This window comes from Streptococcus sp. VT 162, from assembly GCA_000688775.2.
In the GTDB taxonomy this organism is placed as follows: Bacteria; Bacillota; Bacilli; order Lactobacillales; family Streptococcaceae; genus Streptococcus.
On sequence record CP007628.2, the window covers coordinates 1,096,606 to 1,111,494 of the forward strand.

A 14,889-nucleotide genomic window follows, 5' to 3' on the forward strand; every position below is an offset into this window, starting at 1 on the left:
TTTCTTCCTCTTATTCTATTATTTGAATTCGTCTCTCCAATAATCTCTGATGCTAGACAATTGTTTTCGAGACGCTCTTAAAATACGCTTGGATTCTTTTACTGGGCTTGTTACAGCCTGTTGAGGTAGATAGAGAATCGTTTTTAAGAAGCGCTGAGTGACAGGTTGTCCATCATGTAGCTCATGTTCAAAGTTATTTGAGATAATGGCATCAAGGTAAAACTCATGAACTCGTTTCCCAAAATTTTCAGCCGAAATCTCGTACAACTTATCCGCCAACTTTTGTTCAGACATATCAGGAGTAGCAATCAATGCTTCAAGGATAGCTCCTGCAAGCTCTCGTTCTCCATAGTAGAGGGTCCCAAACATTTTATCATTGATCAGATTTTCAAGATAGGGATTGCCATGAGCGATAACAGGCGTTCCACTGGCTAGACTTTCTAGATAGGTTAAACCCTGAGTTTCACTCGTAGATGCTGAAATAAAGAAATCAGCTGCTTTATAGTACAAGGCTGTCTCACTTGGAGCAATCATACCTGTAAAAATCACATGTTTTTGTATGTTTAATTTCCCTGCTTGTTCTTTCAGACTGTCCAGATAAGGTCCGTCTCCAGCAACAACTAACTTCACCTTGTCTTCTTCTTTCAAAACCTGCGCAAAGGCAGCTAAGACTGCTTGGATATTCTTTTCAAAGGAGATACGAGAAAGGCTCAGTAGCATTTTCTCGCCTTCCTGAATACCTAACTTCGAACGAAGTTCTTGCAAGTTTTCCTCTTTGATCTCAGGTCGTTCAAACTTAGCCAGCTCAATTCCAGTTGGGATGACACGCTTTTCAACCTTAACTTTGTATTTCGATAAAAGGTCACGAACAATCTCACTAGGGCAAATTACGCCATCTACATCATGAAGAAAGCCTCGCACCAAATATTTTACCATACTCGGACGAATTAGCATGCCCTTAGCAATGTAATGCACATAGTCTTCATACTGGGTATGGTAGGTATGAATAACTGGAATTTTCAATTCTCTCGCAATCCAAATCCCTAACAAACCAAGAGAAAATTCTGTCTGGGTATGAATGATATCGAGTTGATACTGCTTGGCAATTTCAAGCGCCTTTGTAAAACCTCGGTAGGCAAATCGTCGATCCTTAAATGCAAAGAAAGGGACACTTGGAATGCGAATAATTTGCCAATCCTCGTATCGATTCACATCTTTATCAGTTGTTGTAAAGATAAAAACTGCATGCCCCTGCTTCTCAAGCTCAGTTTTCAAAGTCCGAATACTAGTCGCGACCCCGGAAACCTGAGGGAAATAGGTATCTGTAAATAAACCAATTCGCATAAATTACCTCACTTTTTGCCCAAAGCAGCCTGTTCTCGATAAAATTTTAACCAGATTTCCAACAAATGCTCCTCAGAGTACTCTTTGGAGATCTCACGAGCTTTTTCTTTCAAGTCCTTTAAGGCTTCAGGGTCATTCTTGTATTCTAGGATTGCTTCTCTCATCTCGGAAACATCACTTGTAGCACGATAATTCCCATCAAGAATAACCTTATACAGATCCAAATCTCTTAACATAATAGGAGCCTCGCAACTAGCGGCCTCTAAGATAGTCATAGGGAATAATTCATTGTAACTTGGTAGCAAGAATAGATCCGCCATAGCGTAAAGTTCCCGCATCCGTTCCGGTGACACAATTCCAGGGAAAATAAGATTTTTGGGTGGATTGTCCATTATCTTCTTGTAGCGTTCATAACCATCTGTCATCCCACCAAATGAAAAACCACCTGCCCAGATAAAGGTAATTTCTGGCAATTCCTCAGCAAGACGGATAAAATCATCAATTCCTTTACGTTTCTGAACCTGACCCGCACCGATTACGACAAACTGATCTTCCGCGAGATCCATTTCCTTCCGGAGTTGAGCAACTTGTTCAGCTGGTAATGGATGCCATTTTTCTTTGTTTACAAAGTTTGGAATATAAGTTACTTTTTCACGCGGAATACCAGCAGCCACCAAATCCTCGATAAACATGGGATTGACCACCACCAAGTGTTCCATTCGGTTGTAAAAGGAAAAAACATAGCGTTTGACAATTCCTTTTAGGAAAAATGGAATCTTCAAACTCCCCTCAAGCGTATCAGGCAAAAAATGCACATAGCCAATTTTTCTCCCAGAGCGTTTCTTTTGAAAAGTAGATAAATAATAAGGGAAATCAATGGTGTGAAAATGAGTTATATCCGCTTCTACAGGGAGATTCTCTGTAACAATCAACTGGTCTTTGGCATCACGGTGAAGGAGACTAACCAATTCTCGATAAGCTCCTGACACTCCTTGACCAGCTACTTTTTCACTTGAACTCAGCATATTAATACGCAATTTTTCGTTTTCCATACCTTCCATTATACCATTTTATTTCCAGAAAATCAGCAAAAGAAAGAAGAGACGATTGGAAAAAGGATAAAATTACCTTATTTTCCAATCGTCTCTCTAATTTTTTTAGTCTTTATTTAATTCCTAGGGCGATACGCGCGTATCGGCTCATTTTTTCAACTGTCCAAGCTGGATACCAGACCAATTTGACCTCGGTATTAGTTACCTCAGGCACATCTGTCATCGCATCGTGTATCTGGTCTGTCAAAAGGTCAGCCAATGGGCAGCCCATAGTTGTCAAGGTCATATCAATTTCAGTGTGACCTGTTTCACCATCAAAACGAATTTCATAAATCAAACCTAGGTTGACAATATCAATCCCCAACTCAGGGTCGATGACTTCTTCCAAAGCATTTAAAATGCGTGTTTTGATCGTTTCAATTTGCTCTTCTGTATAAGCCATGTTATTCCTCACTCTTAGTCTTCAATAAAATCACGAAGGGGTTTGCTGCGACTTGGTTGGCGCAATTTTCTCAAAGCCTTGGCCTCGATCTGACGGATACGCTCACGAGTCACGTTAAAGACTTTACCAACATCTTCAAGAGTACGCATTTTCCCATCGTCCAAACCGAAGCGCAAGCGCAAGACGTTTTCTTCACGGTCTGTAAGAGTATCCAAAACCTCATCCAACTGCTCACGCAAAACGATACGAGTTGTGTAGTCTACTGGATTTTCAATCACTTCGTCTTCGATAAAGTCCCCAAGATGGCTATCGTCCTCTTCACCAATCGGTGTTTCAAGCGATACAGGTTCTTGGGCGATTTTTAGGATTTCACGGACCTTGTCAGGTGTCATATCCATACGCTCAGCGATTTGTTCAGGTGTCGGATCTTGACCCAATTCTTGAAGGAGGTTACGCTGTTCTCGGACAAGCTTGTTAATGGTTTCAACCATGTGGACAGGGATACGAATAGTGCGGGCCTGGTCAGCAATGGCACGAGTGATTGCCTGACGAATCCACCAAGTTGCATACGTAGAAAACTTAAATCCTTTTGAATAGTCAAACTTGTCAACAGCCTTCATCAAGCCCATGTTTCCTTCTTGGATCAAGTCAAGAAATTGCATACCACGTCCTACGTAGCGCTTAGCAATAGAAACCACCAAACGAAGGTTGGCTTCTGCAAGACGTTGTTTGGCTTCGATATCACCAGCCTCAACTGCTAGGGCCAATTCTTTTTCCTCTTCGTTGGTCAAGAGAGGAACGACCCCGATTTCCTTCAAATACATACGGACAGGGTCATTAACCTTGGCAGAAGTTGAGCCAATCAAGTCCTCATCACTGAGTTCTGGTTCTTCTTCTGCACTAAGCACACGCGCACTTGGATTTCCTTCATTATCTGTGATAGAAATTCCAGCATCCTGGATCCGTTGCAAAAGGTCTTCAATGCCGTCTGCATCGAGGGTGAAAGGAATAACCAGACTTGAATTGATTTCATCATCTGTTGCTGTTCCTGTTTTTTTGTGGTTACGGATAAAGTCTGCTACTTGCACATCAAATGTGGTTACTTCTTTTTGTTTTGTTGCCATTATTACTCCATTCTTCTCTTTTGGGAAATCAATCGTTGCAATTCTTCCAAGGCTGTGTCTGTATCTCCTACATGACTAGCTTCCTGCACTTTCTTTTTAATTCTTAAGTTATCCTTGCTAAGGAGGGCACGGTTTCGAGTCGCTTCGACCTCCGCTAGCTCTTGAGGCGACATCTCAGCTGGCAAATCCAAGCTAAGCACGTGGTACCAGGCATTTTCAACCTCAGGCGTCTGATGAGAAAGCTCCTCTGAGCCGATTTCTCCCTGCTCACTTAATAATTCGTAAAGAATCTGAAATTCTGGGGTATCAAAGAAAAAATCTTCTCTTAATCGGTAGTCATTTAACACAACTGGGTTCTCAGCCATCCTATAAAGGAGATGAGCCTCTGCTCTCATGACTGCTGTCAATTGTCGCGTTACAGGTATACTAATCGCTGCTGGAGGTTGCTCCTCTTTGACTCTTTCCTGCCTCTGAACAATCCGACTTTCATTTACAATCTGTTCCACCTGCTGGTAATCAAAGGAAGGGAGATTATCTGCTAGAATGTGGATATAAGAATTCTGGGCAGTGATAGACTTTTCTTTGGCGATTAGGGGCGCAATCTTTTCAATGAACTCAATTTGCGCCTGCAAGTTATCACTATTTTCCGGCTTGAGCTGGTGAATATAGAACTCTATAGGACTGATCCGAGTCTTGGTTAAAAGGTAAGCCAGGTCTTCAGCAGAATTCTTTTGCAAATACTCATCTGGGTCCATGGCATCAGGTACTCGAACAACCTCCACTGAAAAGTCTTTTAACTCCTCTAGTGCCTTGGCTGTTGCTGCCTGCCCTGCCTTGTCGCCATCATAGCTGAGAACAATTTTTTTGGTAAAGCGTTTGAGGTGATCAACATGCTCCTTGCTTAAGGCTGTTCCCATGGAAGCTACAGCATTTTCTATACCAGCACGGTAGGCTGCGATCACATCCATGAAGCCTTCCATCAGATAGAGTTCTGTAATCTTACCTGTTCCCTTTTTTGCCTTGTCCAAATGATACAATTCGTAACTCTTGTTAAAAATTGCAGTCGAGCGACTATTTTTATATTTGGCAGTCTGACTATCCGTTTCTTGCCAGATACGACCTGAAAATGCAATAACCTGCCCCTTGTCATTGGTCAAAGGAAAGATGATCCGTCCAAAAAAAGTATCATAAAATTGATTACCATCTGACAGATAAAACAAGCCCGAATCCAATAAATCCTTTTCCTCAAACTTGTCAGCCAAACGTTGATAGAGATAAGTTCTCTCTGCTGGAGCCAGTCCAATCTGGAAGTGCTTCAGAACATCGTCTGTCAATCCGCGTTTGTAGAGATAAGCCCTTGCTTCTTCTCCCATCTTGGTCGTCATGAGGATGGCATGGTAAAAGCGGGCCGCTTCTTCATGCATATCATATAGAGCTTGATAAGGGGAAGCCTGTTGAGGACGAGACTGTACAGGCATAGCCAGTTGAATACCGACGCGCTCTCCTAAGAGCTGAACGGCTTCCATGAAGGACACGCGTTGGTATTCTTCGATGAACTTAAAAACATCTCCTGAACGCCCACATCCAAAACAGTGATAAAACTGCTTGTCTTCCACAACGTTGAAAGAGGGGGTCTTTTCACCATGAAAAGGACAGAGCCCTAAATAGTTCCGTCCAGCCTTTTGTAAAGAAATCACATCACCTATGACTTCCACAATGTTGGCATTGTTTTTGATTTCTTCAATGACTTGCTTGTCAACCATACACAATACCTCCATTTTATCATAGTTTCACGTAAACTAGTATAGCTTATTTCTGAAAAAAAGTAAACCATTTCATACGCTTTCCGTAATTCTCTTTGCCTTATTCTTCTATATAGAAAGAGGGGATAAAAAACTCAGAAACACTTCCATGTTTCTGAGTTAATTTTCACTATTTTTTGATGATTACTTCACTCATCTATTCAAATAATTGATAGTAGTCTGAAATTTTCATCTGAGCTTTTTCTTCTTTATTGAGGTCTTGGATGATACGACCTTCCTTCATGACAATCAGACGATTTCCATACTTCAACGCATCCTCCATATGGTGGGTAATCATCAAGGCTGTTAGATGATCCTTGCTGACAAAGTCATCTGTTAATTCCATCAAGGCAACACTGGTCTTTGGGTCAAGAGCCGCTGTGTGTTCATCCAACAAGAGCAACTCTGGCCGCTTCAAGGTTGCCATCAAGAGACTCAAGGCCTGGCGTTGACCGCCTGATAGAAACTCAATCGAAGTGTCCAGATGTTTCTCAAGACCATTTCCCACTTTTTCAATAGTTGTCTGAAACTCTTCCCGATGGCTTGAAAGTCTTCTAGGAAGGAGTCCTCTCTTCTCACCACGAAACTTGGCAATCAAGAGATTTTCCGCCACCGTCATACGAGGAGCCGTACCCATTTTAGGATCCTGAAAGACACGAGACAAGTACTTAGCCCTCTTTTCAGGTGAAAAATGCGTCACGTCCTCGCCCATGATACGGATACTTCCACTTGTTAAAGGTAGGGTACCTGCAATGGTGTTAAAAAGAGTTGACTTTCCAGCTCCATTTCCACCTAGGATGGTAATGAAATCATGTTCGAAAATTTCAAGAGAAACATCATTTAGAATGATTTTTTCCTCGTCAAAGCCATTCGTAATGACTTTGGTAGCATTTTTTAATTCTACAATTGCTGTCATTTGCTAAACTTGACTCCTTTCAGGTATTTGCTTTTGAAGGTTGGAATCATAAGACAAACTGCCAAAATCAAGGCGCTGTACAAACGAAGATAACTTGTATTAAACCCAAGAGCAATCACTCCCCAGACGAGGAACTGATAAGCAATAGACCCTACAACGATGGTCATGAGTCGCTCTGCCAAGGTCAAACTCTTGAACAAAACCTCACCAATAATCAAGCTAGCAAGCCCTACGACAATCACGCCAATTCCTCGAGAAACATCCGCGTATCCTTCTTGTTGAGCAATTAAGGCTCCTGCAAGCGCGATAATCCCATTTGAGAGAACCAAGCCCATAAGTTCCATTCGTCCTGTATTGATACCAAAGCTACGAGACATATCGGGATTGTCACCTGTAGCGATGTAGGCCTGACCTAGTTTGGTATCTAGGAAAAAGAGCATAAGGCCAATAACAAGAGCTACAAAGATTAATCCAGTCAGGAGTTGGTTAAGGTCTGAATCAAAAGGTAAGACATCCTGGATTTGCTTAGTTCCAAGAAGCCCCAGATTGGCACGTCCCATAATCATCAGCATGATGGAATGGCAAGAAGTCATGACCAGAATCCCTGATAAGAGGGTTGGGATTTTTCCTTTGGTATATAAGAGACCTGTCGCCATTCCAGCTAGACAGCCCGCTCCTACTGCGGCTAATGTTGCTAAAAATGGGTTAACTCCCTGTGTTATCAAGGTTACAGCTACTGCTCCCCCAAGAGGAAAAGAACCTTCAGTAGTCATATCAGGGAAATTCAAAATTCGAAAAGTCATAAAGATTCCCAAACCTAAAATCGCCCAGACCATCCCCTGAGAAATAATGGATACTATCATAATCTTTCACTCATTTCTTTCTTTAGTAAAAATGGGAGGAGATGTGCCCAGCTCCTCCTTTATCTTTATTCAATCACTTGTCCTGCTTCTTTTAGAACGGACTCAGGAATGGCGATACCAAGTTCCTGCGCTAGTTTTTTGTTAATCACTGACTTACCAGTTGAAAAGACATTAACTGGCGTATCAGCTGGTTTTTCACCTTTCAATACTTTGGCAATCATTTTACCAGTAGCCACTCCAAGATCGTGTTGGTCAACTACTACAGATGCTAATCCACCTGCTTCTACCATGGCAGTGGCACTTGGGTAGATTGGCTTTTTAGCTGTTTGGTTGCTTGAAACAACTGTTGAGAAGGCTGATGCGATGGTGTTGTCAATTGGAACCCAAATTGCATCGACCTTGCTTGTCATAACATTGACTGTTGAAGCAATTTCATTTGTTGAAGGAACGGCAAATGTTTCGACTGTCAAACCTGCTTTTTCAGCATAAGCCTTGAATTCTTCTACCTGTGTTTTTGAGTTATCTTCGCTGCTTGAGTAGAGAGCGCCGATTGTTTTGACATTTGGTGTCAGGGTTTTAATCAACTCTACTTGTTGTTCAGCTGGGTTGTGGTCTGATACCCCCGTGATGTTTCCACCTGGTTTTTTCAAATCTTTGACCAAGTTAGCACCGATTGGATCTGTAATAGCAGCCATGATAACAGGTAGGTCTTTTGTAGCACTAGCGAGTCCTTGAGCTGCTGGTGTTGCAATCCCAACAACTACATCGTTTCCATTTGCCACCAATTGTTTACTCATGGTTGCAACCTTGCTCTGATCTCCTTCAGAGTTCATAAAGTCGATTTTTACCTGGCCATCCTTATAGCCTTCTTCAGCTAGTCCATCTTGAATCCCTTGGTAAATTAAGTCCAAGGATGGGTGACTAACAAATTGAAGGACACCAACCTTAGCGACCTTTTGCTCTTCCTTAGCTGCAGGCTTGTTCATAGATGAATAAATCAAGCTAGCCACTACCAATACTGCTAATCCAGCGACAATTCCAATCAAACGTTTATTTTTCATTTTTCTTTCTCCTTAATTCTTTTACCTTAACTTTTTAAATCACATCATCAAGCGATGCCATCGTTTAAATTCCAATATCTTTCCTCCCCATAGAAAAAGTCCTCACACAAAAAACTTGTGTGAGGACGTCGATGCGCGGTGCCACCTCAATTATAGGGAATATCCCTATCGCTCTTTCTCGCAATAACGAGTTGCACTGTAAGGTGTGCTCACCGAATTTTTATGATTTCAAATTCTAAAGTACATTCAGCCCAATTTCATCAATTTCATCTATCTGCTTTCACCAACCACAGACTCTCTAAAAAACTTCAATGATTACTTTCTGAATGTTTAAATTATATCATTTTTCAACTACTTGTCAAGGCTATTTTTAGAATTTTTTAAACAATTCAAAAACTTCCCCTTGAAAAAAGAGGAAGTTTGTAGAATATCAGCCTGAATTACGCAAACCGGTTGCAATTCCGTTGATAGTTGTATGGATCAGTTTTTCTTCGTCTGCCGACAATTCGCCGCGACGTTGACGTTTAATCAACTCCAACTGGATGTAGTTAAGGATATTAAAGTAAGGCATACGATAGTTTAGGCTGTCTTTTAGGTAAGAGTTTTCTGCTAAGAGTTCATCATAACCTTCGATAGCTAAAATAACATCCTTGGTCAACTGCCATTCATCTAAAATAGTGTAGTAGATAGCTTGCACTTCTTCATCTTCACAGAGTTTGGCATATTCAAAAGCAATGTTCATGTTAGACTTGGACAAGACCATGTCTACATTGGAAAGCAAAGATTGGAAGAAAGGCCAGTTTTGGTACATATCTCGAAGAAACTCGATATTCTTCGGATCTTGATCAATAAACTCTTTAAAGCTTGATCCTACACCATACCATCCAGGGAACATGACACGACTTTGTGACCATGAGAAGACCCAAGGGATAGCGCGCAAACCACCGATTTCTGTGATGGTCTTACGAGCTGCTGGACGCGAACCGATATTGAAACTTGAAATAGCCTTGATTGGGCTTGATTCAAAGAAATAGTCATAGAAATGTTCATTTCCAAAGACCAAGTCACGATAGATATCATAACTACGATCCACTACTTGGTCCATAATAGCTTCGTAACGATTTGACGTATTGGTATCACTCTTCTTCTTGGTAATCATACGGTTAATGGCTGCAGAAACCAACATTTCAAGGTTGTAATAAGCAGCGTCTTTGTTACCGTATTTGTTTCCAATGACTTCTCCCTGCTCAGTCAGACGGATACGGTCCTTGATAGACTTGAGTGGTTGAGATGTGATAGCTTCATAAGTTGGTCCACCACCACGACCCACAGTACCACCACGACCGTGGAAGAAAGTGACCTTAACGCCAAATTCATCTCCAATAGCAGTCAGTTGTTGTTGCGCTTTATAGAGAGTCCAACATGATGACAGGTATCCTCCGTCCTTGTTACTATCAGAATAGCCAAGCATGATTTCTTGGTAGTTGTCTTTTGAAGCAATCCATTTTTTAGCCAAAGGAAGAGAGAAATATCTTCTCATGGTTTCTTCTGAGTGATCCAAATCTTCAATCGTTTCAAAGAGAGGAACAATCTGAACGCGGGCTTTTTGGGCATCCACCAAGCCGACTTCCTTAAGCATAATGGCTAGCTCTAACATATCGGATACACTGGTTGCATGAGAAATGATGGTTTGACGAATAACATTTTCACCCAGTTTATCCTTCAACTTGCGCGCAGTTTTAAAGATAGAGAGTTCTTTTTCAAGCAGTTCTGACTTTTCAGCATGAGTCGCTGAGAGGATACGAGGATCTTCTTCCAACTCTTTTAAGAGGAGGGCACATTTTTCGTCTTCAGACAGATCGCTATAGTGGTCGTTGATTCCTGCGGATGCTAACAATTCAGCCACACAGGCTTCGTGAACGCTAGAATCCTGGCGCATGTCAATAGAGGCAAGGTAGAAGCCAAAGATTTCGACAGCTTGCATCAACTCGACAAATTCTCCAGAAATCAGGTATTCCCCTTTGTTTTCAAGGAGAGAGTCCCGAATGGCCAACAAATCTTGATAAAATTCATCTGCAGTGGCATATCTAGGCTGAAGTTCCTTGTCTTCAATGAGATAAGCCTTAGTTGCCTGCATCTTAGCTTGAATGTCAAAAAGAGCACGACGATAGAGTTCTTTTTCACGGTAAATGGAGTTATCTTGTGACTTCAGCGCCATCTCACGAACCTTGTCGCTGACATTCACGATGCTGGTTGACAGTGAAAATTCACGATAAAGATTATAAATCTTTTCATCATAGTAGTTCATGATGACTTCACACTGAGTCAAGGCTGATTTATTGAGAGTTTCCGCTGTTACAAAAGGATTTCCATCACGGTCTCCTCCGATCCACATCCCCATGGTAATCGGTTTTGGATGTTGGAGATCGATACCTTGTTCTTTTGCCATTTTTTTATACTCAGCTGTCAAACGTGGAACAGCATTCAGGAAAGAACTTTGGTAATACTCCATCACGTTGGTGATTTCGTTGGTTACTTTCAATTTTTTCTCACGAATCATGTCCGTTTGCATGATAATTTCAATATAACGACGGAGATCCGTGTGCCATTTTTCTTTATTAATCAAACCGAGTTTGACATCACGGTACTTGCGCAAAAGCGTATGGATATGGTTGGTCAAGTCCAGCATACTCTTGCGTTGTACTTGCGTTGGATGAGCGGTCAAGACAGGAACGACATTTAACTTTTCTAAAATTTCGGCTGCATTTTCTTTTTCAGCTACCATCTTAATCGTTGTAGATAGTTTTCCTAGATAGTCTTGGTCCACATTGTTTTGGTGATTGATTTCATAGGCCAAATCCACATCCTCAGAGATATTAATCAAAAGTGGAAGGATAGAGAAATAGCGTGAAATGTAAATCATTTCTTCATTCGAAAGACTGGTCACTAGGTCATTGAGCCCTTGATAATTCTCGCTAGTTGATAATTCCTTCAACTGGATAATCTTTTCAAAGGTTTCTGGCGCCAGCATATTTTTTGTGATATCTTCTAATAGCTCAGTCAGAATCAAGACTTCTTCTTGGACGACTGCTTTATTACTATAGTTTTCTAATTTTTGAAGAGACATATACTTTCCTTTCCATACAATCCTTACAGACTTTCATCGGTTTGATTCTCGTATTCTCTGATAAGCTTGGCACGTTTTTCACTGGCATCAATGTTCAGTACAAGCGCGATGGCTACGGATAATACCAGTAGACTGTTCCCACCTTGTGAAAGGAAGGGGAAGGTTACCCCTGTAGAAGGAATCAACCCTGAAATCCCACCGATATTGACAAAGACCTGAACAAGGATCATCCCTCCGACACCAATAGCAACCATGGAGTTAAAAGGATCCTTTGCTCGAATACCAACCAAGATGATTCGCAAAATCAAGAAGAAGAGTAGAGCCAAAATCATACTGGCTCCAACGAATCCAAACTCCTCTATAACGATTGAAAAGACGAAATCCGTATGGGCTTCTGGCAGATAACCACGCTTCTCGATAGAATTTCCCAGTCCCAGTCCGAACCAGCCTCCATTTACCATGGCATAGTAGGAATTTGCGAGCTGGTGTCCTGCCCCCGCCAAATCATTAAAGGGATTAAAGAAGGCACTAAAACGTTTAGCAACGTAACCAAATACAGGAATTTGAGAGAACTTTTCAACCCCAACAAAGCGAATGACAGACAAGACTAACATTGAGCTCCCTGCCAAGAGAGCCAGAATGGTCGAGAACCAACGATAGGCGATTCCACTAACCGTATACATGATGAGCGCCACCAAGACCAAGATGGTCGCATTTCCCAAGTCTGGGAAAATTCCCAGGCTACCAATCAGAACCAGCAGAACAAAACGCCAGTCATTAAAAGCTCGAGGTAGCCACTGATTCTGTGTCAAAACCTGGAAGTCATAAACCGCAATCTCATCTTGTTGTTTTGAAAATCGATGTGCCAGGTACCAGATGATGATAATCTTAAGGTATTCCGCAGGCTGAATCGTTACAGGTCCTACAGAGATCCATCCGTATGCTCCATTGACAGGTGTTCCGACCAGTCGCGCCAGAGCTAAAAGAACCATCTCCACAATCATTACGATAAAAATAAGACGTCCATTTCTTAGGAAACCTAATTTTAATTTATAGATTAAGGCAATCAGAATCAAACTAGCTATCCAGAAGATCCCCTGGTTACGCACCAATTGAAAGGCACTTTTTCCTTCTTCGATCAAGGTTGCACTCGTTGTTGAGTACACTACAATCAGCCCCAAAATCGATAAAAGGAAGTAAGGAATCAAAATGGAATAGTTTAGTAGGTGCCTTTTACTAATTTTCATATTTCACCACTCTAATAGGAACAGACGCTTCTGTTCCCAATTCCGTTTTATTTTCTAGTTTTGATTGCTATTATACCACTTTTTCAGAAAGAAAAAAACTCTTATCCTTTAATCCTTCGAATTTTACTCATTTTCTAGGATCAGGTATAAAAAAACAAATCTCTTTTGAGATTTGTTTTTTGCTTTCTTAGTTAGATGAAGAGCTGCTGCTTGAACTTGAGTCACCACCACCGATGTATTGGGTGAAGATGTTTTGGAAGGCTTGGTCTTTAACCTTGATGTTTGCTGCTTGCAATTCTTTACCAATTACTCCTTGAACAAAGGCTGAATCATTTTGTTTCTGAGTCAAGATGATGGTCTTCAATTTTTCTTTGTAATCCTCTATATTAGAAGATTTTTCTGTTTTCTTCGTTACTTTGATGATGTAGAACTGACTGCTGTAGGCTTGTGTTCCAGTAGCTGTAATCACATCAGAAACCCCGTTCACATCCAAGGCAAAGGCTGCTTTCTTGACTTGTTCTGGAAGTTCTGTAGAAGCAGAGTCAAAAGTGATTTCTCCACCATTTTCTTTTGTTTTGTCGTCGTTAGAGTTGTCTTTTGCCAACTGAGCAAAATCTGCACCTTCTGCTTTAGCTTTCTCAAGTACTTCTTTTGCCTTGTCTTCATTATCCAAACGGATGATTTGAGCTGTTACATCTGGTGTGTAAGACTCAAAAGCTTTTTGGTAAGCTTCGTCTGTCAACTCACTCTCAGCAGCCTTCTTAACTGCCAATTCAACCAATTTGCTAGTGCGGATTTGAGCTTTACGAGTCTCAGGTGTCATACCTGCACGTTGAAGCACGCTGTTGTAGCTATCGCCGTATTTCTTTTGTTCTTCAGCAACGGCATCATCCACATCTTTATCCGTTACCTCTGATCCATATTGTTGTTCAAATACTTTTTGGATGGTCATATTGAGCAAGACTTGTTGTGCAGTTGGATTGTTCTTTACTTCTTCAAAGAATTGATGCTCTGTAATCACATCGCCCTTCATGCTGATCAAATCTTTTCCTTCAGAACTGTTTGAACAAGCTGCAAGTGTTGCTACTGATAAAAGTGTGATGGCTCCTGCCATAAGTTTTTTCTTCATTTTTACTCCTTTTACGGTAAGTGTTACCTTATCTATTTTACTATAATTTCTTAAATTTTTCTGAAAATCATTCGCTCTCAGGAAGCTCTACTTCTGCTAGATTCTTTCGTAGCATGAGAATACCATCTCCAAGTGGAACTAGAGTTGCTGTTAAACCTGGATTGTCCAAAGTTGCGTCGAAAAGTCTTTGCAAACCACGGTAAATGGTTCGTTGACCACGGCGGACTTCCATGATGTCCTTGGCAACATCTCCTCCTTGGAAAATATCATCCAAGACCACTACTCCACCAACTTCCAAGTGCTTGAGGATTTCTGGTAGAAAGACGATGTACTTGGACTTGGCCGAATCCATAAAGACAAAATCATATGTTTCTGTCAAAGTAGATAAAACATCAACAGCATCACCTTCAAGTAAGGTGATTTGCTTACGACTGTCAAACTGGGCAAAGTTTTCCTTGGCAAAGCCTATCATCTCAAGATTACGGTCAATGGTTGTAATCTTGGCATCTGGCGCATGTTCCGCCATCAAGAGGGCTGAAAAACCAATTGCCGTCCCAATCTCCAAAATGTTCTTGGGCTGTATGGTCTCCATGAGAAATCGAAAATACGCGACCGTTTCATGGGGAATGATGGGAATGTTCTCCTTGCGAGCAAAGGTCTCCAATTCTTTCAAAGAACCTGTCACCTGCTTTTGACGCTGGCGCATGAGTTCAACGATTTCTTCCTTGACGACGGGCCGACGCATATTGTGATTGGCATTTTTACTATAAGACTCTACCATC

The 14,889-nt window shown here is 41.4% G+C and carries 12 protein-coding genes and 1 other annotated feature; all 12 genes read right to left on the reverse strand.

Annotation, left to right across the window (positions count from 1 at the left end):
• Positions 1-18 precede the first annotated feature (18 nt).
• The gene (locus V470_05405) at positions 19-1,344 is read right to left on the reverse strand and encodes a 1,2-diacylglycerol 3-glucosyltransferase (GenBank protein ID AHZ47860.1); all 1,326 of its coding nucleotides are present in this window, start codon (positions 1,342-1,344) and stop codon (positions 19-21) included.
• A gap of 8 nt (positions 1,345-1,352) precedes the next feature.
• The gene (locus tag V470_05410) at positions 1,353-2,405 is read right to left on the reverse strand and encodes a glycosyltransferase (GenBank protein ID AHZ47861.2); all 1,053 of its coding nucleotides are present in this window, start codon (positions 2,403-2,405) and stop codon (positions 1,353-1,355) included.
• 103 nt (positions 2,406-2,508) lie between these two features.
• Complete coding sequence (locus V470_05415; GenBank protein ID AHZ47862.1) at positions 2,509-2,838, reverse strand: aromatic ring hydroxylase; 330 nt, start codon at positions 2,836-2,838, stop codon at positions 2,509-2,511.
• A 14-nt stretch (positions 2,839-2,852) separates the two neighbouring features.
• Positions 2,853-3,962, reverse strand: a complete 1,110-nt coding sequence (locus tag V470_05420; GenBank protein ID AHZ47863.1) for an RNA polymerase sigma factor RpoD — start codon at positions 3,960-3,962, stop codon at positions 2,853-2,855.
• A gap of 2 nt (positions 3,963-3,964) precedes the next feature.
• Positions 3,965-5,725: a DNA primase gene (locus tag V470_05425; protein AHZ47864.1), complete on the reverse strand. Its 1,761-nt coding sequence runs from the start codon at positions 5,723-5,725 to the stop codon at positions 3,965-3,967.
• 196 nt (positions 5,726-5,921) lie between these two features.
• Positions 5,922-6,680 carry a phosphonate ABC transporter ATP-binding protein gene (locus V470_05430; protein AHZ47865.1) on the reverse strand — a complete coding sequence of 253 codons (759 nt, stop codon included), beginning with the start codon at positions 6,678-6,680 and terminating at the stop codon, positions 5,922-5,924.
• Positions 6,677-7,543, reverse strand: a complete 867-nt coding sequence (locus V470_05435) for a branched-chain amino acid ABC transporter permease (GenBank protein AHZ47866.1) — start codon at positions 7,541-7,543, stop codon at positions 6,677-6,679. Before V470_05435 ends, V470_05430 begins: the two co-directional genes overlap by 4 nt.
• A gap of 65 nt (positions 7,544-7,608) precedes the next feature.
• On the reverse strand, positions 7,609-8,604 hold the full coding sequence (locus V470_05440) for a peptide ABC transporter substrate-binding protein (protein AHZ47867.1): 996 nt from the start codon (positions 8,602-8,604) through the stop codon (positions 7,609-7,611).
• A gap of 118 nt (positions 8,605-8,722) precedes the next feature.
• Positions 8,723-8,938 (reverse strand) — a sequence feature (T-box leader).
• 96 nt (positions 8,939-9,034) lie between these two features.
• A complete protein-coding gene (locus V470_05445) occupies positions 9,035-11,731 on the reverse strand; it encodes a phosphoenolpyruvate carboxylase (GenBank protein ID AHZ47868.1) in 2,697 nt (898 codons plus the stop codon).
• 23 nt (positions 11,732-11,754) lie between these two features.
• Complete coding sequence (locus V470_05450; protein AHZ47869.1) at positions 11,755-12,978, reverse strand: cell division protein FtsW; 1,224 nt, start codon at positions 12,976-12,978, stop codon at positions 11,755-11,757.
• Positions 12,979-13,165: 187 nt separating this feature from the next.
• The gene (locus V470_05455; GenBank protein AHZ47870.1) at positions 13,166-14,107 is read right to left on the reverse strand and encodes a foldase; all 942 of its coding nucleotides are present in this window, start codon (positions 14,105-14,107) and stop codon (positions 13,166-13,168) included.
• Between the two features lie 67 nt (positions 14,108-14,174).
• A complete protein-coding gene (locus V470_05460; GenBank protein AHZ47871.1) occupies positions 14,175-14,888 on the reverse strand; it encodes a methyltransferase in 714 nt (237 codons plus the stop codon).
• Position 14,889 lies beyond the last annotated feature (1 nt).

Excerpts from the sequence above, each read along its gene's own strand:
- V470_05425 (AHZ47864.1), bottom strand. The coding sequence starts at position 5,725 with ATGGTTGACAAGCAAGTCATTGAAGAAATCAAAAACAATGCCAACATT.
- V470_05440 (AHZ47867.1), bottom strand. The coding sequence starts at position 8,604 with ATGAAAAATAAACGTTTGATTGGAATTGTCGCTGGATTAGCAGTATTG.
- V470_05405 (AHZ47860.1), bottom strand. The coding sequence starts at position 1,344 with ATGCGAATTGGTTTATTTACAGATACCTATTTCCCTCAGGTTTCCGGG.
- V470_05420 (AHZ47863.1), bottom strand. The coding sequence starts at position 3,962 with ATGGCAACAAAACAAAAAGAAGTAACCACATTTGATGTGCAAGTAGCA.
- V470_05450 (AHZ47869.1), bottom strand. The coding sequence starts at position 12,978 with ATGAAAATTAGTAAAAGGCACCTACTAAACTATTCCATTTTGATTCCT.
- V470_05435 (AHZ47866.1), bottom strand. The coding sequence starts at position 7,543 with ATGATAGTATCCATTATTTCTCAGGGGATGGTCTGGGCGATTTTAGGT.
- V470_05415 (AHZ47862.1), bottom strand. The coding sequence starts at position 2,838 with ATGGCTTATACAGAAGAGCAAATTGAAACGATCAAAACACGCATTTTA.
- V470_05455 (AHZ47870.1), bottom strand. The coding sequence starts at position 14,107 with ATGAAGAAAAAACTTATGGCAGGAGCCATCACACTTTTATCAGTAGCA.
- V470_05410 (AHZ47861.2), bottom strand. The coding sequence starts at position 2,405 with ATGGAAGGTATGGAAAACGAAAAATTGCGTATTAATATGCTGAGTTCA.
- V470_05430 (AHZ47865.1), bottom strand. The coding sequence starts at position 6,680 with ATGACAGCAATTGTAGAATTAAAAAATGCTACCAAAGTCATTACGAAT.
- V470_05460 (AHZ47871.1), bottom strand. The coding sequence starts at position 14,888 with ATGGTAGAGTCTTATAGTAAAAATGCCAATCACAATATGCGTCGGCCC.
- V470_05445 (AHZ47868.1), bottom strand. The coding sequence starts at position 11,731 with ATGTCTCTTCAAAAATTAGAAAACTATAGTAATAAAGCAGTCGTCCAA.